The sequence below is a fragment of the Pseudomonas sp. P135 genome (genome assembly GCF_020312125.1).
GTDB classification, from domain to species: Bacteria; Pseudomonadota; Gammaproteobacteria; order Pseudomonadales; family Pseudomonadaceae; genus Aquipseudomonas; species Aquipseudomonas fragariae.
Window position 1 is genome coordinate 149,327 of sequence record NZ_JAGPYR010000006.1, and the last position, 23,701, is coordinate 173,027.

The 23,701-nt window shown below is 61.1% G+C and carries 19 protein-coding genes and 1 riboswitch; of the genes, 7 read left to right on the forward strand and 12 right to left on the reverse strand.

Annotated features, from left to right (window positions below; all coding sequences use genetic code 11):
- Positions 1-68: 68 nt before the first annotated feature.
- Positions 69-815: an RsiV family protein gene (locus KBY08_RS11490; RefSeq protein WP_003402864.1), complete on the forward strand. Its 747-nt coding sequence runs from the start codon at positions 69-71 to the stop codon at positions 813-815.
- Here the strand turns inward: KBY08_RS11490 and cytX are convergent.
- Both cytX and thiC read right to left on the reverse strand, forming a co-directional pair.
- The gene (gene cytX / locus KBY08_RS11495; protein ID WP_111522145.1) at positions 784-2,073 is read right to left on the reverse strand and encodes a putative hydroxymethylpyrimidine transporter CytX; all 1,290 of its coding nucleotides are present in this window, start codon (positions 2,071-2,073) and stop codon (positions 784-786) included. The genes KBY08_RS11490 and cytX overlap by 32 nt on opposite strands.
- A 249-nt stretch (positions 2,074-2,322) precedes the next feature.
- Positions 2,323-4,212: a phosphomethylpyrimidine synthase ThiC gene (gene thiC / locus KBY08_RS11500; protein WP_111522144.1), complete on the reverse strand. Its 1,890-nt coding sequence runs from the start codon at positions 4,210-4,212 to the stop codon at positions 2,323-2,325.
- A gap of 154 nt (positions 4,213-4,366) precedes the next feature.
- Positions 4,367-4,471: riboswitch (TPP riboswitch) on the reverse strand.
- A 167-nt stretch (positions 4,472-4,638) separates the two neighbouring features.
- Here thiC and KBY08_RS11505 point away from each other — a divergent pair.
- A complete protein-coding gene (locus tag KBY08_RS11505; RefSeq protein WP_054091587.1) occupies positions 4,639-6,078 on the forward strand; it encodes a TolC family outer membrane protein in 1,440 nt (479 codons plus the stop codon).
- A 226-nt stretch (positions 6,079-6,304) separates the two neighbouring features.
- Here the strand turns inward: KBY08_RS11505 and waaA are convergent, their stop codons facing one another.
- Positions 6,305-7,585, reverse strand: coding sequence for a lipid IV(A) 3-deoxy-D-manno-octulosonic acid transferase (gene waaA, locus KBY08_RS11510; protein ID WP_096136023.1), 1,281 nt, complete (start codon positions 7,583-7,585; stop codon positions 6,305-6,307).
- A 69-nt stretch (positions 7,586-7,654) separates the two neighbouring features.
- Between waaA and KBY08_RS11515 the strand changes: the two genes are divergently transcribed.
- From KBY08_RS11515 to KBY08_RS11530, 4 genes are read left to right on the forward strand one after another with little or no spacing between them, the layout of a single operon-like run.
- Entirely contained in the window at positions 7,655-7,987 is a 333-nt protein-coding gene (locus KBY08_RS11515) for an SMR family transporter (RefSeq protein WP_003346798.1), read from the forward strand.
- Between the two features lie 48 nt (positions 7,988-8,035).
- Positions 8,036-9,211 (forward strand): NAD(P)/FAD-dependent oxidoreductase, encoded by a 1,176-nt coding sequence (locus KBY08_RS11520; RefSeq protein WP_096136024.1) that lies wholly within the window; start codon positions 8,036-8,038, stop codon positions 9,209-9,211.
- On the forward strand, positions 9,208-10,023 hold the full coding sequence (locus KBY08_RS11525; RefSeq protein WP_032657147.1) for an aldo/keto reductase: 816 nt from the start codon (positions 9,208-9,210) through the stop codon (positions 10,021-10,023). Before KBY08_RS11520 ends, KBY08_RS11525 begins: the two co-directional genes overlap by 4 nt.
- A gap of 36 nt (positions 10,024-10,059) precedes the next feature.
- On the forward strand, positions 10,060-11,016 hold the full coding sequence (locus KBY08_RS11530) for a hypothetical protein (RefSeq protein WP_003404692.1): 957 nt from the start codon (positions 10,060-10,062) through the stop codon (positions 11,014-11,016).
- A gap of 142 nt (positions 11,017-11,158) precedes the next feature.
- On the opposite strand, the gene hldE is transcribed toward KBY08_RS11530, so the two are convergent.
- Together hldE and msbA are read right to left on the reverse strand one after the other, a co-directional pair.
- Entirely contained in the window at positions 11,159-12,583 is a 1,425-nt protein-coding gene (hldE, locus tag KBY08_RS11535) for a bifunctional D-glycero-beta-D-manno-heptose-7-phosphate kinase/D-glycero-beta-D-manno-heptose 1-phosphate adenylyltransferase HldE (RefSeq protein ID WP_003404685.1), read from the reverse strand.
- Between the two features lie 123 nt (positions 12,584-12,706).
- The gene (msbA, locus tag KBY08_RS11540) at positions 12,707-14,509 is read right to left on the reverse strand and encodes a lipid A export permease/ATP-binding protein MsbA (RefSeq protein WP_058822310.1); all 1,803 of its coding nucleotides are present in this window, start codon (positions 14,507-14,509) and stop codon (positions 12,707-12,709) included.
- Positions 14,510-14,624: 115 nt separating this feature from the next.
- Between msbA and KBY08_RS11545 the strand changes: the two genes are divergently transcribed.
- Positions 14,625-15,263, forward strand: coding sequence for a toluene tolerance protein (locus tag KBY08_RS11545; protein WP_024651302.1), 639 nt, complete (start codon positions 14,625-14,627; stop codon positions 15,261-15,263).
- A gap of 48 nt (positions 15,264-15,311) precedes the next feature.
- On the opposite strand, the gene KBY08_RS11550 is transcribed toward KBY08_RS11545, so the two are convergent.
- The 7 genes from KBY08_RS11550 to KBY08_RS11580 are packed head-to-tail and all read right to left on the reverse strand — an operon-like array spanning position 15,312 to position 23,436.
- Entirely contained in the window at positions 15,312-16,481 is a 1,170-nt protein-coding gene (locus KBY08_RS11550; protein ID WP_024659473.1) for a membrane protein, read from the reverse strand.
- Entirely contained in the window at positions 16,471-17,244 is a 774-nt protein-coding gene (locus KBY08_RS11555) for a glycosyltransferase family 2 protein (protein ID WP_024659472.1), read from the reverse strand. The genes KBY08_RS11550 and KBY08_RS11555 overlap by 11 nt, the downstream gene beginning before the upstream one ends.
- A gap of 31 nt (positions 17,245-17,275) precedes the next feature.
- Positions 17,276-18,232: a glycosyltransferase gene (locus KBY08_RS11560; protein ID WP_024643004.1), complete on the reverse strand. Its 957-nt coding sequence runs from the start codon at positions 18,230-18,232 to the stop codon at positions 17,276-17,278.
- Between the two features lie 30 nt (positions 18,233-18,262).
- Positions 18,263-19,672 (reverse strand): PIG-L family deacetylase, encoded by a 1,410-nt coding sequence (locus tag KBY08_RS11565; protein ID WP_024659471.1) that lies wholly within the window; start codon positions 19,670-19,672, stop codon positions 18,263-18,265.
- Positions 19,669-20,565, reverse strand: a complete 897-nt coding sequence (locus KBY08_RS11570; protein WP_024643002.1) for an antimicrobial resistance protein Mig-14 — start codon at positions 20,563-20,565, stop codon at positions 19,669-19,671. The genes KBY08_RS11565 and KBY08_RS11570 overlap by 4 nt, the downstream gene beginning before the upstream one ends.
- Positions 20,565-21,695: a glycosyltransferase gene (locus KBY08_RS11575; protein ID WP_032655189.1), complete on the reverse strand. Its 1,131-nt coding sequence runs from the start codon at positions 21,693-21,695 to the stop codon at positions 20,565-20,567. The genes KBY08_RS11570 and KBY08_RS11575 overlap by 1 nt, the downstream gene beginning before the upstream one ends.
- Positions 21,679-23,436: a carbamoyltransferase gene (locus tag KBY08_RS11580; protein WP_024651307.1), complete on the reverse strand. Its 1,758-nt coding sequence runs from the start codon at positions 23,434-23,436 to the stop codon at positions 21,679-21,681. The genes KBY08_RS11575 and KBY08_RS11580 overlap by 17 nt, the downstream gene beginning before the upstream one ends.
- Between the last annotated feature and the right edge of the window lie 265 nt (positions 23,437-23,701).

Sequence of the window (23,701 nt, forward strand, 5' to 3'; positions counted from 1 at the left end):
TGTCTACAGTCCAACCAGCCTGCATACGTACAACGCAACCGCCTTTACTGACACTGCCAAGGATCAACATGTCGTTATTGAGGATCACTTCACTGGCTTGCCTGGCCCTGTTGCTCGGCGCCTGCCAAAGCCTCTTCACGCCCAACATGCGCACACCGCTGCAAGTCCAGCGCGATGCTTCCGAGCTGATCAAGCCGGGCTGCACCACGGCCGACTGCCCGTTGGTGAACATCGATACCGTGCACTTCCCCGATGAGCCGCGACTGGACGCCATCGTTCAGAAGACGTTGCTGCAACTGACCGTTGCCGACAGCAGCGCATCGCCACCTGCGTCGATCAAAGCCTATCAGGAACAGTTCCTGAGTCAGGCCCAGGGTCGCAACGCCAGCTATCTGCAGGCCAAGGTACGCGAGCAGCATGACGGTATCGTAGTGGTCGAACTGTCCAGCTATCTGGAGACCGGCGGTGCCCACGGCAACCCAGGTCGGGCGTTCATCAACTATTCGCGTCAGCAGCAGAAAGTCCTGACCCTGGCTGACATGATCATCCCGGGCAAGGAAAGCGAGTTCTGGCAGAAAGCCCAACTGGCCCACCAGGGCTGGCTGGTATCGACCAAGATGAATGAAGACAGCGAGTTCATGAAGACCTGGCCGTTCAAGCGCACGCCCCACATTGCGCTGACCTACGGTGCAGTGATCCTCAAGTACTCGGTCGATACCATCGCGCCGTATTCGATGGGTCACATCGAGCTGAAGATTCCTTATCCTCAGCTCAATGGCATCCTCAAGCCGGAACTGTTCCCCGGCCGCGGTTGATCGCACCGCCGATCAGCAGTTGCAACACGCCAGCGACAATGAGCGCTGGCAGTGTTGCGCCCACTTCAGGATAAAGATTGGCCAGCAGGTGATAGGTGCTGAGCCCGCCGAGCCACGCCAGCAGGCTCATCCAGCGCAAACCGCCCTCCGCTGCCTGACCACTGCGACCACGCAGGATGAAATGGTCAACCAGCACGACGCCGAACAGTGGCGCGAATACCGAGCCGATCAATAACAGAAAGTTCTGATACTGCGCCAGCGGTGCCAGACAGGCGATCAGCGTACAGATCACGCCAATCACCAACGCCAGATACTCGACCTTGATGCGTGACAGCAGCGCGCTGGAGACCGCAGCCGAGTGAATATCGGCGAACGCATTTTCCGTCTCGTCCAGCAGAATCAGGAGCAGCGGGATACCCAGACCTGCGCCGGCCAGTGCCAGCAGCAAGGCATTGACCTCGCCGCTCGGGGCGAACGCCAGGGTGTAGGCGACGCCCAGGCTCATCAGCCAGAAGTTGCCGATGAAAAAGCCAGTAGCGGTGCCAGCGAAGACACTTTTCGCGCGCTGCCCGAAGCGTGAGTAGTCGGCAATCAGCGGCAGCCACGACAGCGGCATGGCGATGGCAATGTCGAACCCGGAGGCAAACGGTAGCGAACCATCGCCGGACGTTGCCCACAGCGCGGTCAGATCAGCCTTGGCCAGCAGGTTCCAGGTCAGCCATGCACACGCCGTCAAGAGTATCCACAGGCCCCACTTGCGCAGAAACCGGCGCACGAAGGTCAGGGGTCCGCTGACGGCCAACAGTGTGGCCAGTGCGCCGAACAACAGCGTCCAGAGCAGCGGACTGCTCCACAGGCTGCCCTCTGCAAAGGCCCGCGCGCCGAGCAGACTGGCTGCGTCGCGCATAACGATGATCTCGAACGAACCCCAACCGATCAGTTGCAGCAGGTTCAAGACCGCTGGCAGCGACGCGCCCTTGCTGCCCAGGCTGAGCTTCAGCGCGGCCATGGACGACAGGCCGGTATCGCTGCCGATCACGCCAACGCTGGCGAGCAGCAAGACGCCCGCCAGCGTGCCGAGGAAAATTGCCAGCATCGAGCCGGACATGCCCAGCCCCGGCGCCAGCAAGGCACCGGTCTGCAACACCATCAAGCCGATGCCGAGGGAAAACCACAGGGAAAACAGATCCCGCCCGCCGAACACACGCTGGCTGGCGGGGACTGGGGTATCGGGAGAATAGGTGCCGGGTGTATTCACAGGGGTGTCTCGTGTGGGAAGTCAAGGAACCGGGTGAAGCCGCACTGCACCCTCAGAATCGGACGCAGAGCGGGCTTCTGGCCGAAGGCCGTAGGAGCGAACTTGTTCGCGAAAGGGTCGTTACATCCGCTGAAGATGTATCGCCCGGAATAAAGCTTTCGCGAACAATGCGGATCGCCGCCCCGGTCGCTCCTACGCCCTTCGGGCAGAATCAAAGCGGAACTGTGTATAACGACGGGCTATCGCCCTTTACACCTTCTTGTACAGCTGACTGCCCTCCTGCTTGAAGCGCTCGGCCTGTTCGGCCAAGCCCTTGGCAACGTCGACGTCTACCGCATCGATGCGCTGATTGGCGGCGTACTCGCGGACTTCCTGAGTGATCTTCATCGAGCAGAATTTCGGCCCGCACATGGAGCAGAAATGCGCGACCTTGGCCGAATCCTTGGGCAGGGTTTCGTCGTGGTACGAACGCGCGGTGTCCGGGTCCAGGCCGAGGTTGAACTGGTCTTCCCAGCGGAACTCGAAACGCGCCTTGCTCAACGCGTTGTCACGGATCTGCGCACCCGGGTGGCCCTTGGCAAGGTCCGCCGCGTGGGCCGCGATCTTGTAGGTGATGATCCCGGTTTTGACGTCATCCTTGTTCGGCAGCCCCAGGTGCTCCTTGGGCGTGACGTAACACAGCATGGCGCAGCCGAACCAGCCGATCATGGCCGCGCCGATGCCCGAGGTGATGTGGTCGTAACCCGGCGCGATGTCGGTGGTCAGCGGGCCCAGGGTGTAGAACGGCGCTTCGTCGCAGCATTCCAGCTGCTTGTCCATGTTCTCCTTGATCAACTGCATCGGCACATGGCCGGGGCCTTCGATCATGGTCTGCACGTCATGCTTCCAGGCAATCCTGATCAGTTCGCCCAGCGTTTCCAGTTCGCCGAACTGCGCCGCATCGTTGGCGTCGGCAATCGAGCCCGGACGCAGGCCGTCGCCCAGCGAGAAGCTGACGTCGTAAGCCTTCATGATTTCGCAGATGTCTTCGAAATGGGTGTAAAGGAAGTTTTCCTTGTGGTGCGCCAGGCACCATTTGGCCATGATCGAACCGCCACGGCTGACGATACCGGTGACACGCTTGGCGGTCAGCGGCACGTAACGCAGCAGCACTCCGGCGTGGATGGTGAAGTAATCGACGCCCTGCTCGGCCTGCTCGATCAGCGTGTCGCGAAACAGCTCCCAGGTCAGGTCCTCGGCTGCCCCCCCCACTTTTTCCAGCGCCTGATAGATCGGCACCGTACCGATCGGCACCGGCGAATTGCGGATGATCCACTCACGGGTTTCGTGAATGTGCTTGCCGGTGGAAAGGTCCATGACCGTGTCCGAGCCCCAGCGGATACCCCAGGTCAGCTTGGCGACTTCCTCTTCGATGGAAGAACCCAATGCGCTGTTGCCGATGTTGCCGTTGATCTTCACCAGGAAGTTGCGACCGATGATCATCGGCTCAAGCTCGACGTGGTTGATGTTGGCCGGGATGATCGCGCGGCCCCGGGCAATCTCTTCACGCACGAACTCGGCAGTGATTTCCTTCGGGATGCTCGCGCCAAAGCTGTGCCCGGCATGTTGCGGGTTCAGCAGACCTGCGGCGCGGGCTTCCTGAAGCTTCATGTTCTCGCGGATGGCGACGTATTCCATCTCGGCGGTAATGATGCCCTGACGCGCATAGTGCATCTGGCTGACGTTGGCTCCGGCCTTGGCCCGGCGCGGGTTGCGCACATGGGCAAAGCGCAGCGCGGTGAGCTCGGCATCGCTCAGGCGTTGCTGGCCGAAGTTGGAACTCAGGCCCGGCAGACGCTCGGTGTCATTGCGCGAGTCGATCCATGGCGAACGCACGTCAGCCAGGCCTTTGCGCACGTCGATGATCACATTGGGGTCGGTGTAGGGACCGGAAGTGTCATAGACCGTGACCGGGGCGTTGATCTCGCCGCCAAAGTCAGTCGGGGTGACATCCAGGGTGATTTCGCGCATCGGCACGCGGATGTCCGGGCGCGAGCCCTGAACGTAGATTTTCTGCGAACGGGTAAACGGCTGTACCGATCCGGAATCGACCTGCGCCGACTCACTCAAATGGGCTGCGTTTTTTGCTTTTATACTCATCACGGCTCTCCAGACATCCAGTTGCGGATTTATTGTCGGAGTGACCTGACATGACGGACGGGTGCACCAGTGCTGGTGCTGAGTAGCGAAAGGAGGCGAAACTGTTCATTATTTGAACAATCGACCCCGGACGGCACTCAAGAGGACTCGCCGGGAGACGAGAAATCTTGTTCCCTACGCAGGCGCTAACCTGATCAGGTTCAACGGGATCCGGTTTAACCGATCTCAGCCTCATAGCAAGGCACCCCGACAAGAACGTCGCCAGTCTATGACGGGGTGCGGTCGCAATGCCAGCCTATTTGCACGGGGCTCGATAAATGGCGCAAATCGACGATTGTTGCCAAAAGCGTCTGGCTCTACACTCCCTAGCCCGGTTTCTCTTCAACCCGAACTGTAATTATTTTCTTCATGAACAGGGAATGCCTCATGTTGCGCAAACTTTCGTTGGTCGTGGCTGTTTCGTTTGCGTCCAGCGGGTTGACTTGGGCAGCCGAATTGCCGATGCCAACGCAGACAGGGCTGTTGAGCGTTTATCAGCAGGCCGTGGACAACAACGCCGACCTCGCGGCCTCGCGCGCCGATTACGATGCGCGCAAGGAAGCCGTGCCGCAGGCCCGCGCCGGTTTGCTGCCGAACATTTCCGGCAGCGCCCAGAACAGCAGCACCCGCACCAGCATCGATCAGCCCAGAGCCGTGGCCAGCCGCAGCGGCAACCTCTACCAGGCCACGCTGAGCCAGCCGATCTTCCGCGCCGACCGCTGGTTCCAGTTGCAGGCTGCCGAAGCGAGCAACGAACAGGCGGCACTGGAGCTGTCGGCTACCGAGCAGAATCTGATCCTGCAATCGGCACAGAGCTATTTCAGCGTACTGCGTGCACAGGACAACCTGGCTTCGACCAAGGCCGAGGAAGCGGCCTTCAAGCGCCAGCTGGATCAGGCCAACGAGCGCTTCGATGTCGGCCTGTCGGACAAGACCGATGTGCTGCAGGCGCAGGCCAGCTATGACACGTCACGCGCCAGCCGACTCCTTGCCCAACGTCAGGTCGAGGATGCCTTTCAGGCGCTGGTGACGCTGACCAACCGCGAATACAACTCGATCGAAGGCATCGTGCATACCCTGCCGGTGCTGGCGCCGACGCCCAATGATGCCAAGGCCTGGGTCGATACTGCCGCGCAGCAGAACCTCAATCTGCTGGCCAGCAACTACGCGGTCAATGCCGCCGAAGAAACCCTACGCCAGCGCAAGGCCGGACACGCGCCGACGCTCGATGCCGTGGCGACCTATCAGCGTGGCGATAACGATGCACTGGGTTTCAGCAACCCCAACTACACCGGGCGCAATTACGGCGGCGACGTCGAGCAGCGCAGCATTGGCGTGCAGTTGAATATCCCGATCTACAGCGGCGGGCTGACCAGCTCGCAGGTACGCGAAGCCTATGCGCGCCTGAGCCAGAGCGAGCAGCGCCGTGAAAGCCTGCGTCGTCAGGTGGTGGAAAACACCCGAAACCTGCATCGCGCGGTGAATACCGATGTGGAGCAGGTCCAGGCCCGCAAGCAGTCGATCATTTCCAACCAGAGCGCGCTGGAAGCCACAGAAATCGGTTATCAGGTCGGCACCCGCAACATCGTCGACGTGCTGGATGCGCAACGCCAGCTGTATGCCTCGGTGCGTGACTACAACAACACGCGTTACGACTACATCCTCGACAACCTGCGCCTCAAGCAGGCAGCAGGCACCCTGAACCCGGGCGACCTGCAGGACCTGTCGCGCTACCTGAAGGCCGACTACAACCCGGACAAGGACTTCCTGCCGCCGGACCTGGCGACTGCTGCGCAGAAGAACTTCGAGCGACCTGCAAAGCGCTGAGATGGCTGGCCGCTCCGGATGCTCTGCGCCCGACTTCAAGTCATGCAGCGCGACGCAGATTTGTGACGCGGAGCGTCACCCAAGGCATTCCCACGCTGGAGCGTGAGGAACGATAGGCGTCTGGGCGAGCGTGAAGAGCGTGAAAAAAGCAAGGTGTCTGGAAGAACACTATCGTGCCCATGCTCCGCGTGGGTATGCCGTTCCGGACGCTCTGCGTCCTCCCGATTCAGCGCCTGCCCATCAACCGCCCGATCCCGTCGAGCAGGCGTTGCAGCGCGCCCTGATTGGCCTTCATCACCGCAAGCCCGGCATCAGCCATGTTGCGCGCCTGCTGCGGCTGGTCGAAAAGGCCCTGCACGGCGGTGGCCAGCGCTGCTGCATCATTGACCTCTTGCAACGCACCGGCCTTGCGCAGCAGGGCGGCGATCTCGAGGAAGTTGAACAGGTGCGGGCCGCTGAGCACCGGCATGGCCAGCGCCGCAGGCTCCAGCAGGTTGTGCCCGCCGTTGGGCACCAGGCTGCCGCCAACGAAAGCGATGTCAGCCAGCGCATAGAGAAACAGCAATTCCCCCATGGTATCGCCCACCAGCACCGAAACATCCGCTGTGACAGCCTGCGCGGTTGAGCGTCTTACCGTCGCAAAACCCTGCTGCTGACACAACGTATGCACGCTGTCGAAACGCTCGGGATGACGCGGCACCAGAATCAGCAGCGCGTCGGGGTGACTGGTCAGTAACGTGCGATGAGCCGCCAGCACGCTTTCATCCTCGCCCGCATGCGTGCTGGCCGCGATCCAGACCGGCCGCTGCGTGGTCTGCCATTGTTCACGCTGCTGGGCGGCACGCTGCAGAAGTTGCGGGTCGATGCTCAGGTCGAACTTGATCGAGCCGGTCACCGCCACGCACTCGGGACGTGCGCCCAGATCACGAAAGCGCTGCGCCTCAGCTTCAGTCTGCACCGCGAACCAGGCCATTTCCGCGAGCATAGGTCGTGTCAGGCAGGCAAAGCGTGCGTAACCCCGCGCCGAACGCTCCGACAGCCGGGCATTGGCGAGCACCACGGGAATCCCGCGCAGGGAACACTGATGGATGTGGTTGGGCCACAGTTCGGTTTCCATGATGATGCCCAGCCGTGGCTGCACCTGATCGAGAAAGCGAGCGGCCGCCCACGGCAGGTCGTAGGGCAGGTAGCAATGCTGAATCCGCGGCTCGCTGGCGAACAGCGCCTTGATTCGCTCCGAACCTGTGGGCGTCATGCAAGTCACAGTGATCGGCAACTGCGGATATTGCACCAGCAGCGAGCGAATCATCGGCGCGGCGGCGATGCTTTCACCCACCGACACCGCATGCACCCAGATACCGCCCCGCTGCATGACCGGCAAGCCGCGGGCAAAGCGCTCGCCAATGCGCTGGCGATACGCAGGGGCCTTGCGCGCACGCAACCAAAGGCGCAGGGCAACCAGTGGCAGGCCGAGATGAAACAGTACGGTATAAAGAGTTCTATTCATGGGCGCGGAGTTTATCAGCCCGCCATCACAAGTCGCTAGAATGCGCAGCCTGACGAAAAGGAATGCACCATGAACGCTTATTACCTGTTGGCTATCGCCGTTTGCGCGGAAGTCATCGCCACCACGTCCATGAAAGCCGTGAAGGGGTTCAGCACCCCGCTGCCCCTGGTGCTGTTGATTACCGGCTATGCGATCGCGTTCTGGATGCTGATTCTGGTGATGCGCACGATCCCGGTCGGCATCACTTACGCCATCTGGTCGGGCATGGGCATTGTCATGGTCAGCATCGCGGCGTTCTTCATCTACGGCCAGAAACTCGACCTGCCCGCGTTGTTGGGCATGGGCATGATCGTGGCGGGCGTGGCGGTCATTCAGCTGTTCTCGAAAACCGCCGGGCATTGAAAACCCGATCCTTTATAATGCTGGTACTTTTCGCTCACTGAGGTGCTCATGCCATCGGTTATTTCCACTGACGTGCTGATTGTCGGGGCTGGCGTCGCCGGTCTCTGGCTCAATGCCCGGTTGCGTCGTCAAGGGTTCTCGACAGTGCTGGTAGAAAGCGCCAGCCTGGGTGGCGGGCAAAGCCTCAAGTCTCAGGGGATCATCCACGGCGGCGCCAAGTACGCGCTGCACGGCGCGCTGTCCGGTGCCTCCGAAGCCATTGCCGACATGCCGCGCCGCTGGCGTGAAGCCCTCGATGGCAAGGGCGAGCTGGACCTGTCCGGTGTACGTCTGCTGTCCGAGGCCCATTATCTGTGGTCACCAGGAACCATCGCCGGCAACCTCACCAGTTTTTTCGCCAGCAAGGCCGTGCGCGGTCGTGTGGATCAGGTCAAGGGCGAGCAACTGCCGCCGGCCCTGCAAAACCCCAAATTCAAAGGCAAGGTCTATCGGCTTGCCGAGCTGGTGGTCGATGTCCCCAGCCTGATCGGGCGGCTTGCCGAGCTGGCCGGTGACAGCCTGCTGGCCGGTCAGCACATCGAGCCGCTCTTCGAGGGCGGTGAACTGATCGGTCTGCGCGTCGATGGTCGCGATATCCATGCGCAGCGCATCGTGCTCAGTGCCGGCGGCGGCAATGCTGACCTGCTGAACGCACTGGGCGTGTCGCAACCGCAGATGCAACGCCGCCCGTTGCACATGGTGCTGGTCAAGGGGCCGACCTTGAAGCCGCTGTACGCTCATTGCCTGGGTGGCGGGCCCAAGCCACGCATCACCGTGACCACGCACCCGGCCGCGGATGGCCAGTGGGTGTGGTATCTGGGTGGCGATCTGGCCGAAGCCGATGGCGTGGCGCGCCAACCCGACGCGCAGATCGCCGTCGCCCGCAAAGAGCTTGAAGCGATGCTGCCTTGGGTCGACCTGAGTCAGGCGCAGTGGGCGACCCTGCGTGTTGATCGTGCCGAGCCGGCTCAATCAGGACTGGTGCGCCCGGACAACGCCTTCCTCGACAGCCAGCAACGCCTGATGATCGGCTGGCCGACCAAGCTGGCGCTGGCACCGGACTTCGCCGACCGGGTCCTGTCGCAGCTGTCCAGAGACGGCATCCACCCGACCCCGCAAGCTGCGCTGAGCGATGTGCCACGGCCGCCGATGGCCATACCTGTCTGGGATGAACTGCTGCCATGAGCCTGAAAACCCTGCACGATCTGCATCGCCCGCTGGGCAGTACCGGCCTGAACGTATCACCGCTGGGGCTGGGCACCGTCAAACTGGGGCGCGACCAGGGCGTCAAATACCCCAGCGGCTTCAAGATTCCCGATGACCAGCAGGCGCAGATGCTGCTGCGCATGGCCCGCGACATGGGCATCAACCTGATCGACACGGCGCCCGCCTACGGCACCAGCGAAGAGCGCCTGGGGCCGCTGCTGCGCGGTCAGCGCCAGGACTGGGTGATCGTCAGCAAGGTTGGCGAGGAATTCGTCAACGGCCAGTCGAGCCATGACTTCAGCGCCACCCATACACGCACATCGGTCGAGCGCAGCCTGAAACGTCTTGAAACTGACTTTCTCGATCTGGTTCTGGTGCATTCGGACGGCAATGATCTGGCGATCCTCAACGATGCCGAGGTGTACCAGACGCTCGCCGACCTCAAACGCGAAGGCAAGATTCGTGGCTTCGGCTTTTCCGGCAAGACCGTCGAAGGCGGCCTGCTGGCGCTGCGTGAGGGTGACTGCGCAATGGTCACCTACAACCTCAACGAGCAGGACGAAAAGCCGGTACTGGATTACGCGCAGGCTCATGGCAAGGGCATTCTGGTGAAGAAAGCGCTGGCCAGTGGTCATGTCTGCCTGACACCCGGCACGGACCCGGTCCACGCCAGTTTCCAGCTACTGTTTGAACATCCGGCGGTTGCCAGTGCTATTGTCGGCACCATCAACCCGTTGCACCTGGCACACAACGTTGCAACTGCCGCAGCCGTGATTTGCCGTCAAGCCTGATTAAGGCGGCCGACCCCAACGCAAGAAGGAGCCGTTATGCCGCGAACACTGATCCGGAAGAATCCCAGCAACTTCAAGACCTTGCCGCTGTTTGTCGAGGCCACTCCGGAAAGCCTGAGCTACCAGAGCGTCGGCATGCCGATGAACTTCGCGCAGACCTTGCAGCGGCGGCGCAAGATCGACGTGCCGGACACCGAACGTTTCGCCACCGAGCTGGCCAATCTGGGGGTGTCAGTTCGCCTGACCGTCAGTTGGCAGAATCGCGATTACTGGGTGCTGGTCCGCCAGCGTCGTCAGGACCGCGGCGACGTCGTACTCAAGCTGATCTCGGGTTATGTCCCGGCCCATGAGCTGACACTGCCGCTGCACACCGCGATTCAGGAAGTGGCCGAAGAGTGCCTGATCGAAACACCGCAGGGCTGGCTCAGCGGGCTGTTCAAGGAGACCTGGCTACCTGCGCCCTATGCTGCCGCGCTGCATTATCGCGAGGCCATGCCGTTTCGCCTCAGCCCCCTCTCCGGCGCCGCGAGACCTGTTCGAACCGGCAGCCTGACCCTGCTGGAACGCCCACGGGCCTATGTGCATTTGCCCACGGCGTCGTTGCAGCTGATTTACGACATGCGCCTGGAAATCCCCAAGGAAGCGCGGCCGGTCAGCCTTTTCCATGTCGACGAAGCCCTGGAAAACGATCAACTGGTCGCCCGCCTCAACCGCAGCAAGCCTGACCTGTACCTGATGCCGCTGGAGAATGGCGCGCCCCTGCCTGAGCTGTACACGCTCAAGCGCGACAAGCTGATCCCGGCCGGCACGAGAGGGCTGTACCTGGCCGAGAGTTTCGCCGCGCAGGATGGCTGGGTGGTGCGTGAAGAGCGGATTCGCTGGAAGGACTGGCTGCGTCAGCAGGGCATGGCCCCACCGGCGAAGAAGTCAGGACTCAAACGCCTGACCGGCAAGGCCCGGGAGTTGTTGCACTCCATTAGTGGCAAGCTGTAAGCCTCAAGCCTCAAGCCTCAAGCCTCAAGCCTCAAGCCTCAAGCCTCAAGCCTCAAGCCTCAAGCCTTTTGATTTGATCTGCTTTGGCTTGTAGCTTGTAGCTTGCAGCTTGAGGCTTGCAGCTTGCAGCTAACCCCTACCCCTACCCCTGCCCTCGAATCTTTTCGACGATCGCGGTGGTAGAGCTGTTTTCCACCAGCCCCAGCACACGCACTTCGCCACCGTACGCCTGAACGATATCGGCACCGACCACTTGGTCAACACCGTAGTCACCGCCCTTGACCAGCACGTCGGGCTTGACGTGGGTCAGCAGGTTTTCAGGTGTTCCTTCCGGGAAGCTGATGACCCAGTCCACGGCTCCCAGACCTGCCAGCACCGCCATGCGCCGCTCAACGCTGTTGATCGGTCGGCCCGGCCCTTTCAGGCGGCTGACAGACGCATCGTCGTTGACGGCAACGATCAGGCGATCACCCAGCGCGCGCGCCTGCTCCAGATAGGTCACATGACCGGCGTGGAGAATGTCGAAACAGCCGTTGGTGAAAACGATCCTTTCCTTGTGCGCGCGCGCATCGTCGACCGCCAGCAGCAGTTGCTCCAGCCCCAGCACGCCGCGCTCGGAGCCCTCTTCGCGCTGAATGGCACGGCGCAGCTCGGGGGCGCTGATGGCCGCGGTGCCCAGCTTGCCGACCACGATGCCCGCGGCCAGATTGGCCAGCGCTACCGCATGCGGCAGTTCCTCACCGGCAGCGATCGCCGCAGCCAGGGTAGAAATCACTGTATCGCCAGCGCCGGTCACATCGAACACTTCGCGGGCACGGGCCGGCAGGTGCAGCGCCTGCTGATCAGGACGCAGCAAGGTCATGCCATGTTCGCCACGGGTCACCAGCAGCGCGCCGAGATCGAGCTCCTGCATCAACTGCGCCCCCTTGGTGACCAGTTGCGCCTCATCGACACAATGACCGACGATGGCTTCGAATTCGCTGAGGTTCGGTGTGATCAGGCTGGCACCGCGATAAATCGCGAAATCCTTGCCCTTGGGGTCGGCCAGCACCGGAATGCCGCGCTTGCGGGCGGCCTGGATCAGCGCCTGATGGTTTTTCAGTGCGCCCTTGCCGTAATCCGACAGGACCAGCACCTTGATGCCATCCAGCAAGCTATAGACCTCTGCGCTCAGGGCCAGCGGGTCGGTCCTGAACGGTTCTTCGAAATCGATGCGCAACAGTTGCTGGTGGCGACTCATGACACGCAGTTTGACGATGGTCGGCTGATCGGCGATGCGCTGAAAGCGCGCCAGTACACCAGCAGCCTTGAGGCTGTTGGTCAGACTCTCGGCAGCTTCGTCATCCCCCGTCACACCGACCAGCGAAGCCGGTGCGCCCAGCGCAGCGATGTTCAAGGCCACGTTGGCAGCGCCACCCGGACGGTCCTCGATCTGATCGACCTTGACCACAGGCACTGGCGCTTCAGGGGAAATACGCGAGGTACCACCATGCCAATATCTGTCGAGCATGACATCGCCCACCACCAGGACAGGGGCCTGATCAAAGCGCGGCATGGATAGCTTCATGGAACAACCCGTACTTGAAAATGGACAGGGGCGGAATCTTAGCACAGGGGTTTGCAACCGACAGGCTGTTGAATCACACCGCTGAAAGGCAGGCGGGCTGTGTCAGCCCGCCTGATAATGAGGTCAAACCGCGCCGGCAGGCGCTGGCTCGTCCAGCCCCATGGCATGCAGGCGGGCGTAATAGCCGTTCTGCGCCAGCAGCTCGGTGTGCGTACCGCGTTCGACGATCTGCCCGGCATCCATGACCAGAATCAGGTCAGCCTTTTCGATGGTCGAAAGGCGGTGGGCGATGACCAGCGTGGTACGGCCCTTCATGACGTGATCCAGCGCCGCCTGGATGTGCCGCTCGGACTCGGTGTCCAGCGCCGAGGTGGCTTCGTCGAGAATCAGCAACGGGGCGTTCTTGAGCAGCGCGCGGGCAATTGCCAGACGCTGGCGTTGACCGCCGGACAGCAGCACACCGTTTTCGCCCACCTGGGTGTCGAAACCCTGCGGCAACTGGTCGATGAATTCCTTGGCGTACGCATCAGCGGCAGCCGCTTCGATGTCGGCACGCGGCGCACCGGCCAGATCGCCGTAGGCAATGTTGTTGGCAATCGTGTCATTGAACAGCGTGACGTTCTGATTGACCTGAGCGATGTGCCTGCGCAGGTTACGCAAGCGATAATCGTTGATCTCGACGCCATCGAGCAGGATGTTGCCGATGTCGTGCCCGTAGAAACGCGGGATCAGGTTGGCCAGGGTCGACTTGCCGCTGCCGGAGCGTCCTACCAGGGCAATCATCTGCCCCGGCGCGGCGGAGAAACTGATGTCGTTCAACACCTGACGCGCAGTCTGCGGGTAGAAGAAGCTGAGGTTCTTCACCTCGAGGTGGCCGGTCACGCGCTCACGCTCGATGGTGCCGGTGTCGACTTCCTCTTCCACATCCAGCTGTTCGAAGATGCTCTCGGCACCGGCGACGCCTTTCTGGATCGTCGAACTGACTTCCGACAGCTGCCGAATCGGCTTGGGCAGCAGGCCCGCAGCGGTGATATAGGCAACCAGATCACCCGCTGTTGCCTCGCCACGCAGGAACAGCACCAGGAACATCAGCACCGCCATGGCGCTGTAGATCACCAGTTGCAGCATCGGCGTATAGATGGCGCCGGTCTTGGTCATGCGCAGCTGCTTTTGGGTGTTGCTGTTGCTGGCCTGGGCAAAGCGCGCCTGCTCGTAGGCCTCGCCACCGAAGCTGCGGACTACGCGATAGCCCTGAATGGTTTCCGAGGCAACATGCGTGACATCGCCCATCGCCACCTGGATCTTCTTGCTCTGCTTGCGGAATTTCTTGCTCGCGGTGCCGACCATCACGGCAATCAACGGCAGGATCGCGAGCATGACCAGTGTCAGCTTCCAGTTCATCATCAGCAGATAGATGAACAGGAACACCACGGTCAGGCCTTCGCGAATCACCACCTTGATAGCATCGGTGGCAGCGCCGGTCACCATCGTGACGTTGAAGGTGATGCGCGAGATCAGATGACCGGAATTGGTTGTATCGAAGTAGCGATTGGGCAACACCAGCAGCTTGTTGAACAGCTCTACCCGCAGGTCATGCACCAGCCCCAGGGAAACCTTGGCCAGGAAATAGTTGCCCAGAAAGGAGCCCAGCCCCTGCCATGCGGCAATCAGCACGATCAGCAGCGGCACGGCCTGCAATAGCTGCAACTCGCGCAGATAAGGGACATTGGGAAACAGCACCGCTTCGGGATTGGTCAGGCCGTCGACGAAATATTTCAGGATGCCGGCGAGCATCGGCTGGGTCGAGGCGAAGATCACGAAACCAATGATGCTGAGCAGGAAAATGCCCACATACGGACGCACATAAGACAACAGGCGGAAATAGATTTTCACGCTGGAGGTTGCGGACGATTCGGAGGTTGTCATGAGAATCCGTCGTGTTAAAAAGAGGCCGAATTGTATCACAGCGGTTTTCGCGGCTGCCTGCTGCGGTAACATAGGCGGCTCGCCCATTCCCTGGGGCGTAAAAACCGGAGTATCGATGCAAGCGCTTGACCACGCCCATTACCTTGAACGGGTTCAAGGTGCCGAAGTACTTGAAGCCGACGGCACGGGCGACAAGGTACTCCGTCTGCGTGACGGCTCCATGCTGAAATTGTTTCGGCGCAAACGCCTTGTCAGCTCCGCAGCCTGGTACCCCTACGCGCAGCGCTTCGCAGACAACTGTGAAACGCTGGCCAGACGCGGTATTCCCTGCCCGCGGGTACGCACAGTCTGCCGCATCGCCGAGATCGAGCGCGATGCCGTGCATTATGATCCGCTGGCAGGCTTCACCCTGCGCCAGCTGCTGGGCAGCGCGGTTGCCGACGACAAGCTGCGCATGCAACTGGGAAGCTTCATTGCCGGGTTGCACGAAAAGGGCATCTACTTTCGCTCGGCCCATCTTGGCAACGTGATCCTCACGCCGGAAGGCAGCCTCGGCCTGATTGACATCGCCGACATGAAAACCTATCGCCGCGCCTTGCGCAAAAGCCTCCGCTTGCGCAATTTCAAGCACATGCTGCGCTATCAGGAAGACCGCCAATGGCTGCTGGACAACGGCAACCCGGCCTTCCTCGATGGCTACATGAGTGCTCAGACCCTATGCGACACCTCTGAACTGGCCCAGGCTGTTCAATAGCCTGCCCCATGAAAAATGGCCGCTGTCGAAGCGGCCATTTTTTTGATGCTATTGCTGCTGCCTGAGCCGATGCGTCTGCACCACTCGCCCGAGCACCATGGTCGCCGGTAACAGCACCAGCACCCAGAGCTCGTCGGGATTGCCGACCAGCTGGCCACCGTCGAAGTTAAGCATGACCAGCGCGCACACCAGGTAAAGACCCCAGGCATCGCCGTTGCGCAAGGCGTCCCACAGCGTCATCGCCATCACGACCAGAAACATCACCAGCGAAGCCGCGCCGGTGTACAGCCCCAGCGACACGAAAATATTGTGCGGGTGCTGGATCGGTATGCCGCCCGTCAGGGTCTGGGTCGTATAGAAATCGACACCGCAGCCGAGCATCCAGCCACAGCGACGCCATTCACCGGTCATGATATCAAACAGCTCGATGCGGTAGGAATCACCCCTGGCCGTCAGCAGCGCGACCCACTGTTCATCCTTGACGAACCAGAAGGCTGCTGCCGCCACAACGCCAAGCGCCAACAAAGCCACTATCGTACGCAGAGGGAAACGGTACAGCGAATAGGCGGTGCAGACGGCAAACAGAACGGCGCAACCCACCAGTGCAGTACGCGTCTGCACTACGAAGGCGCTTATCACCAGGGTGACAAGAACGGCGCAGACAGCCTCAACCCAGCGACGCTCTCTTGCCCACAGCGGCATGGCCAACGCAAGGCTGCAGACCAGCCAGGCACTGGCGTAGATCACGTTCTCCATTCGCCCCGGCAGAATCGCCACACGCTGGCCGAATTCGAACTGCCCGGTCACCCAGCTGTGAATGCTGCTGAGCAGGATGTACAGGCATATGGCCCAGAACATGCTGCGCACGAAGACCCCGCGCCTGAAGAAGCCGTTGTCGGTAATCCCGGCCACGACAAAGACAAACAGGCTGACGTAGATGATGTGCTTGTAATACTGGAACTCCTGCGCCTGCAGCGCGGGGACCAGAAAGCAGGCCATGAACACCGCCCAGGCAATGCCCAGTGGCTTGGCAAACACGCCAGCGGCTCGGTACTTGATCAGAAAGAACAAGCCCGGCAGCGCCGTGAATGCATAAAACAGATTGTTGGTGATCTTGGCTGATGGGTTGAGGATGAAACTCAGCAGGAAGATGACGATGGCAGCGGTGAAGTACTGCTGTACTTTGCTGCCGGGTACTCTTATCGGGTCAACTGACATTATTAAGCAACCAACCTGCTACTAGGCCAGCGAGCACAGCGACGATCAGCTTGATGCGATCCCGACGTTTGCGACGCTGTTTGTCAAGCCGCTCCTGCGGCACCTCCACGTGCTCACCAAACCCGGTGTGCAACACGGCATCATTTTCCAGAATCAAAGCGTAACGGTTTTGTGCAGCGAATAATTGTGAAAGTTTCTTCTCGCCACCGTGCCCGGCATAAGGCGCATGCTGCTGGTAATCAGCCAGGCGGCGCAGCCCAGGATTGAAGGAAAACCCCTGCCATTCCGGTTTGTGCGAGCCCAACTTGTAAAACGCGATGCCTTCAACCACTTCACGCTCGTTCAGGTAAACGTAAGGGCTGTGGATACGCAGATCATGATTGTAGCTGCGCAACCAGACTTGCAAGGCCTGAGGGTCGTGTTCCAGCAGCGTCATCGACTCTTCGATGAAGTGCGGACGGTAGAAATCCCAGTCATCTTCGCAATGGAACACCCAAGACGTTTCGATCAGCGAATAGGCCGCGTCGACAGAGCGCATCTGCCCCAGCTTGGGGTTGTTGATGATGAAGCGCGTATGCGGGTGCCAGTGTTCGGGAATGCATGCCTGAACCCGGTCATCGCCGGAGTCTTCGGTAATCAGCACATGGCGTATGGGCGCAGTGTTGAAATGGTCGAACGTTTCCAGGGTGCGCTTCAACAGGTCGAATCGACCACAACTGGTGACGACCAGCGTAATGTCGCTGTTTTCGCTGAATACCATCATTCGTTCCCAATCATTGAATATTCATAATTCCTTACCATCCCAATCGTGACCGCAGGCGATCGATCCAGCTCGCCGCCGGCATGCTGCGCAGTGGCGCATGCATGGCGTCCACGATGGCTTTTCCAAGGGCATGGAATGTAAAGCGTTCCTCGACCAAAGTCTGCCCATTACAGGATATTTCACTGGCCAGTGTGACGTTATCGCGCAATTTCGCCAGCTTTTCGCGAAGCTCGGGAATGTCGCGATAGAGCACGATGTTGTGCATGTCGACAAAGCCCAGCGCGCGGTTTTCTTCAGCGCCCTGATCGAAGGCAAGCAGCACGCAGCCGCATGCCATGGCCTCGAAATTCTTGATCATGTATTCGCCCATGCCCACGTCGGCACTGACGAAAAAACGGATGCGGTTCAGGGTGTCGCAATACTCTTCGCCGGACTTGGTCCGTGTGACGAGCAGGTTCTCGACCTGGCCCAACTCGTCCAGCAACGCCTTGCGACCGCTGTAGGCGACGCTGTTGGTGCTGCCCACAAAGGCCAGTTCGATGTCACGCTCGCGTGCCTGCAACTGCAGCAGGCTCTGGTCATAGCCCTTGGGCACGAACACCGCGTCGAAGCCTTCCTGGCGCAGGCGCTCGCTGACCATGAACCCTGAACAGATCACCCGCGCCCAGGGCAGCTTGCGGTAGTGCGCGCTGAACTTGCCGGTGTATTTGCACGGAATGTAGTTCTGGTAGGCATCGTGTTCGAGGATGACCAGATTGGGAATCGTGCGGATAAACCCGACCTGACGCACTTCCTGCTTGAAACGCAGGAAAAACACGATCCGGTCATAGCGGCTGACGTCCACCTCGCGGCGGAAATAACCACGCAGGTTGCGTTGCTCCGCAGAGCTCAGCCAGCGCACTTCGCATTCACAATGTGCGGCGATGCCGTCATAGAGACGGTCCAGAATCGCACGCTGCTCTTTCTGGACCAGCAGTAGAACTTTCATGGTTTTCCTTGCAGTACTGCGCCTGCTGAATCAGAGATCACGGCTGCACCAGAACAACTCGTGTCGTCGCACCGCCTTGCGGAAGAATTCGTTCTCGCCCTCGGCTGGCCAGTGACGACCGGCCAGAACGCGTTGCAGCGCACGGCGCACACGGCGCTTGAACGGCATGCGTGGCAGCAGGTCATGCATCATGCCCAGTGCCATGGCCTTGTCGCGTTGCGCGGCGACCGACAATTGAAGGCTGTACGGCACCAGCGGCAGCGCGGCATCGAAAACCGGCGGCAGGCTGATGCCGCTGTAGGCATCGCCCATCGGCCAGCGGTCGTTGTCGTGCAGGTGATTGGCATAACCGAGCACCACCTCCGGCTGCCATTCGAGCCCGAGCAGCGCTTCACGCACCGCAGCCTGGGCGCAGATGTGATCGGGATGAGGGTCGACGGCAGGATGCGGCATCACCACAACCTGCGGCCGGGCCTTGAGAATCAGCGCGCGCAGGTCGGCGAGCAGGTTATTCCAGGTCGGCTGGCCGTTGTCGCCGGGCAATGGCAGGGTATTGAACTGACGAAACAGGCGGGTATCGGTCAGATCGGCTTCCCGCGAACCAATCGGCGTATCCGGCGCAGCCTGCATGGCGGGCAGTTGCAGGCAGAAATAGCCCAATTGCACACACTGCGACTCGGGCACCCCGCCCCAGCGCGCCACGGCGATACTGTCCCAGGCCCGCAAGCGGCCCTTCATACGCGCAGCTTCGGCACGCTCCATGCCCATCTGCCGATAATGCTCGGCCTCGATCTCACCGGCGGTCAGCGTGATGATCCACGCCTCCTCGGCCTGGCTGTACAGCCCGAAGGCGGCCAGCTCGGCATCATCGGCGTGCGGTGCGATGACCATGACACGCTGTTTTCGCGCATCCGGTTGGCGAAACAGCCAGAGACGCGGTGTGCCGGCAAGGCGGCAGCAACGCCCGCGCAGTTTCAGCACACCTGCGGCCAACGGCTCGCCCAGCCCGGTCAGGTTCAGATAGCGCACGCCGCTGACCCCGCGTTCGAATGCCTGCTGGTCGTTGAGGCCCTGACCTTGCAGCTCGACCACCGGATCGAGAAAGCGCCCGAGCCAGGTGCTTTTGACCGTCAGTGCCAGTATCAGCGTTTCGTCGCCGTTCAGCTGTACTGCGGGGTCGATCAGCAACGTGCCGCCGTCGAGGCGCACGCCCGGCACTTCGCTGTCGGCAGCAAAGGTGTACTGATAATCGTCAGACGGCGAATAGAACAGATGATCGGCGAACCAGGCCTCATGGGCGACCCAGGCACACACGGCCAGCACCGGCGCCAGCCACCAGGCCACCAGCACGCCCACCGCGATCAGCAGGAGCAGTCCACCCAGCAACGCCAGTCGCTTGTTACGGCGATGGCGCTTGAGCAACTGCTGCTTGCGACTCAAATCTGGAACACCGGAACGGGGTTGCACCATCGGTCCTTGTACTCGCGGTCGGCACGACCGAAGGAAAAACGCAGTGATTTGCCCAGTGCGCGGGCGTTCTCCCAGGCGGACTGGGTATTGACGAAGCTGAGCACGCTGCCCGGACTGAAGTCACGGGTTTGGGGATCGACACCGCCGTTGACGTACTCGATGCTGACCCACTGCGGCGCTTCGACGCGATACACCAGTTGAATGGCAATCGGCGCATCGTTGAGAAACACCACCGAACCGATCAGCAGCTCGCGCAACAGTTCGATGACTTCGGCCTTGTGCCGGGCACCGGTCGCTTCGAAGCCCCAGCGCCGCTGAAACAGGTCGCAGTACATGCTCGCCAGTTCGGCGCTGCTGAACTCGCTGACAGGCCTTACCGTCCCGCCGGCCTCTTCCAGCAAGCGAAGCTCACGACGCTGGTTGTAACGAAATTTCTTGGACAGTTCTTCAGGCGTACGCGCCATCGCCAGGGATTCGGCCTGTGGCTTGAAGTCACTGATGCGGCCTTCGTTGAGCGCAGACACATAGCGGGCGCGATGCCGGACCGGCACCTCGATATCATCGGCCACCGGCAAAATCAGCTCGGCATTCCCCAGATCGAACAGCCCTTTCTTGCCGTGGCGTTTGAGTTCGTCCTTGGACAGCGCCAGCGAGCGGCCCCAGGTGGCAATCGCGGCCTTCACTTCACCGCCCTGCTCCCAGGCCAGATAACGCACAGCGATGCCGGAAAAGGCCGACAGGCGCGCGACCACCAGCGGATGAGTGGCGACGCTGCCGCCAAACCGCTGCCAGGCTTGCTCGTAGGCAGCCGCATCGATCTGCACCCAGCCACGCTCGCGCCAGCCCTTGAATCGATTGAGCATCAGGCCCCCGCTGTCAGGCTGGAGACTTGTGGCAGACGCCAGAAGACATTACGCACAGCGTGATCGGAAAAACGTTCGCGCAAGCGCAACAGCATGCGCTCAGCACAGTCCTGACGTTGTTCGGCATCGAGACCGGCCATGTGCACCAGGCCGTGTGCCAGGCTATGCACGTCACCCAGCGGGAACAACAGGCCAACGTCTTCAACCACTTCCTTGGCGCCGCCGCATGAGGTTGCAACCAGCGGGACACCGGCGACCATCGCCTCCAGCAGGACCATGCCGAACGGTTCGTGGTCCGAGCTCAAGGCGAACACGTCGAAGGCCTTGAAGTAGCGGCGCGCGTCAGGCACCTGCCCGAGGAACAGCACCTGCGGGCCGATGCCCAGTTCCAGCGCCAGGGCCTTGAGGTCTTCTTCCAGACGACCCTTGCCGAGAATCACCAGCTGGCTGTTCTCGGGAAGATCGGGCAGCGCTTCGGCAAAACCGCGCAACAGCGTGGCCTGGTCCTTGTCGGGATGCAGGCGACCGACGTTGGCGACAATCCAGGCCGAGGGCGACAGGCCCAGCTCTGCGCGGGCATCTTCAGCGGAAAACTGACTGCCCTGCAGTTGCTCGACATCGATCCGGTTGTACAGGGTCTGAATGCGCTCGGACGGCCACTTGGGCAGGCTGCCGCGCATGTCGTCGCGAACCGCGTCGGAAACACCGAGCAGGCTCAGGCGCTTGCGAAACAGGTTGGCGAACAGCTTGCGACTGCGCCGGTGGTAATCGCCGAACGCATGATGCACACCGATCACCGGCAGCTTCGTCGCCAGCAGGGCTATGTACACCGGCTTGAAGCGGTGCGCGATGCAGAAGCTGAAACTGCGCGTGGCAGCAATTTTGCGCAGATCCCGAATGGCGCCCAGCTTCAGGCCACGAATGGCACTGGAGCTGTACTCCATGAACAGCACTTCGTCCGAACCGCAGTCAGCAACGACATCCGGATCGGCGGCACCGGTCAGAAACACCGTCGTGACCCGATAGCCCTTGCCGGCGAACAGGCTGGCGTATTGCCGCGCGCAGTCCAGAAACGGCCCGTCATAACCGTGACAGAACTGCAGTACGTGTCGTTCAACCGAGCGTGTCATAAGCCTCGACGCCCTCTTTTACCACCAGGATGTCTTCCATGATCAGATACTCGAGGTCCGAGCCGAAGAACATGTTCAGCGCATCGGTCGGCGAGCAGATCATCGGCTCACCACGGCGGTTCAGCGAGGTGTTCAGGGACACGCCATTGCCGGTCAGGTTTTCCAGCGCTTTCATCATGTCGTAATAGCGCGGGTTGTATTCGCGCTTGAGCACCTGGGCACGGGAGGTGCCGTCTTCATGGACGACTTCCGGAACGCGGGTTTTCCACTCTTCGGCCACTTCGAAGGTGAAGGTCATGAACGGCGCCGGGTGATCGATCTTGATCATCTGCGGGGCGACGGTGTCGAGCATCGACGGGCAGAAAGGCCTCCAGCGCTCGCGGAACTTGATCTGATGGTTGATGCGGTCGGCCACGCCGGTGACGCTCGGGCAACCGATGATGGAGCGGCCGCCCAGCGCGCGCGGACCGAACTCCATACGCCCCTGGAACCAGGCAACCGGGTTGCCCTTGACCATGATTTCGGCAATCCGCTCCGGCGTGTTGTCGATCTGACGCCAGACCGGCTTGCTCGGGTGACGGGCACAGGCCGCAATCACATCTTCGTTGCTGTAAGCAGGGCCGAGGTAGACGTGTTCCATCTTCTCGACCGGCACACCGCGGGCGTGCGAGACATAAGCCGCAGCGCCCACCGCCGTACCGGCATCGCCGGACGCAGGCTGCACGAACAGTTCCTTGACTTCAGGACGGGCGATGATGCGCTGGTTGAGTTTGACGTTCAGCGCACAGCCACCGGCGAAAGCGATCTTGCCGGTTTCCTTGAGGATGTCACCCAGGTAGTGATCCATCATCTGCAGCGCGAGCTTTTCGAACAGCGCCTGCATGCTCGCGGCGTAGTGAATGTAGGGTTCGTCGGCCACGTCGCCAACGCGTTTCGGGCCGAGCCACTCGATCAGCTTCGGCGAGAAATAGAAGCCCTTGCCGTTCTCTTTGTAGCGACGCAGACCAATAACGTTGGCCAGCTCGGTATTGATGACCAGCTCGCCCTTCTCGAAGGTCGCCAGACGCGAAAAGTCATACTTGCTGGCATCTCCATACGGCGCCATGCCCATGACCTTGAATTCGCCGTCGAGCATCTCGAAACCGAGGAACTCGGTGATCGCGCCGTACAGGCCGCCCAGCGAGTCCGGATCGAAGAATTCCTTGATCTTGTGGATCTTGCCGTTCTCGCCATAGCCGAAGAAGGTCGTGGCGTACTCACCCTTGCCGTCGATGCCCATGATCGCGGTTTTTTCGGTGAAACCGGAGCAGTGGTAGGCGCTGGAAGCGTGGGCCAGGTGATGCTCGACCGGCTCGATCTTGATCTTTTTCGGATCGAAGCCCAGTTGCTCGAGGCACCAGACAATCTTGTTGCGGTAGCGCTTGTAACGGCGATTGCCCATCAGCAGCGCATCGAGGGCGCGATCCGGTGCGTACCAGTAACGCTTGGCGTAATGCCAGCGGGCCTTGCCGAACAGGCTGATCGGGGCGAACGGAATCGCGACCACGTCGACGTCCGAAGGCTTGATGCCTGCCTGTTCCAGACAGAACTTCGCCGACTCGTAGGGCATGCGGTTCTTTGCATGCTTGTCACGAACGAAGCGCTCTTCTTCGGCCGCTGCTATCAGCTTGCCGTCGATGTAAAGCGCTGCGGAAGGATCATGGCTAAGGGCGCCGGACAGGCCAAGGATCGTCAATGCCACTATGTCTAGCCTCTTTAGTCTGCATGCAGGCGCAGGGCGCCCGGGAAAAGGTGTGCCCCCGCACAGCGGGCTGAGGGCAGCTAAAGGGCGGGATTATAACGTAATGACCAAGGATTGGCTCGACGCGCTGAAATGTCACTCAAGGCGGCCCGCCAGACGGTGTACGAAACGTCTCTTTCGCCGCCTCGCATATTTATCTACAGCGTTGCTGCCCGTTGCACCTGATTAATTGAGGCCTTCAGTCGCAGCCCCCGAGGCCGCCGAT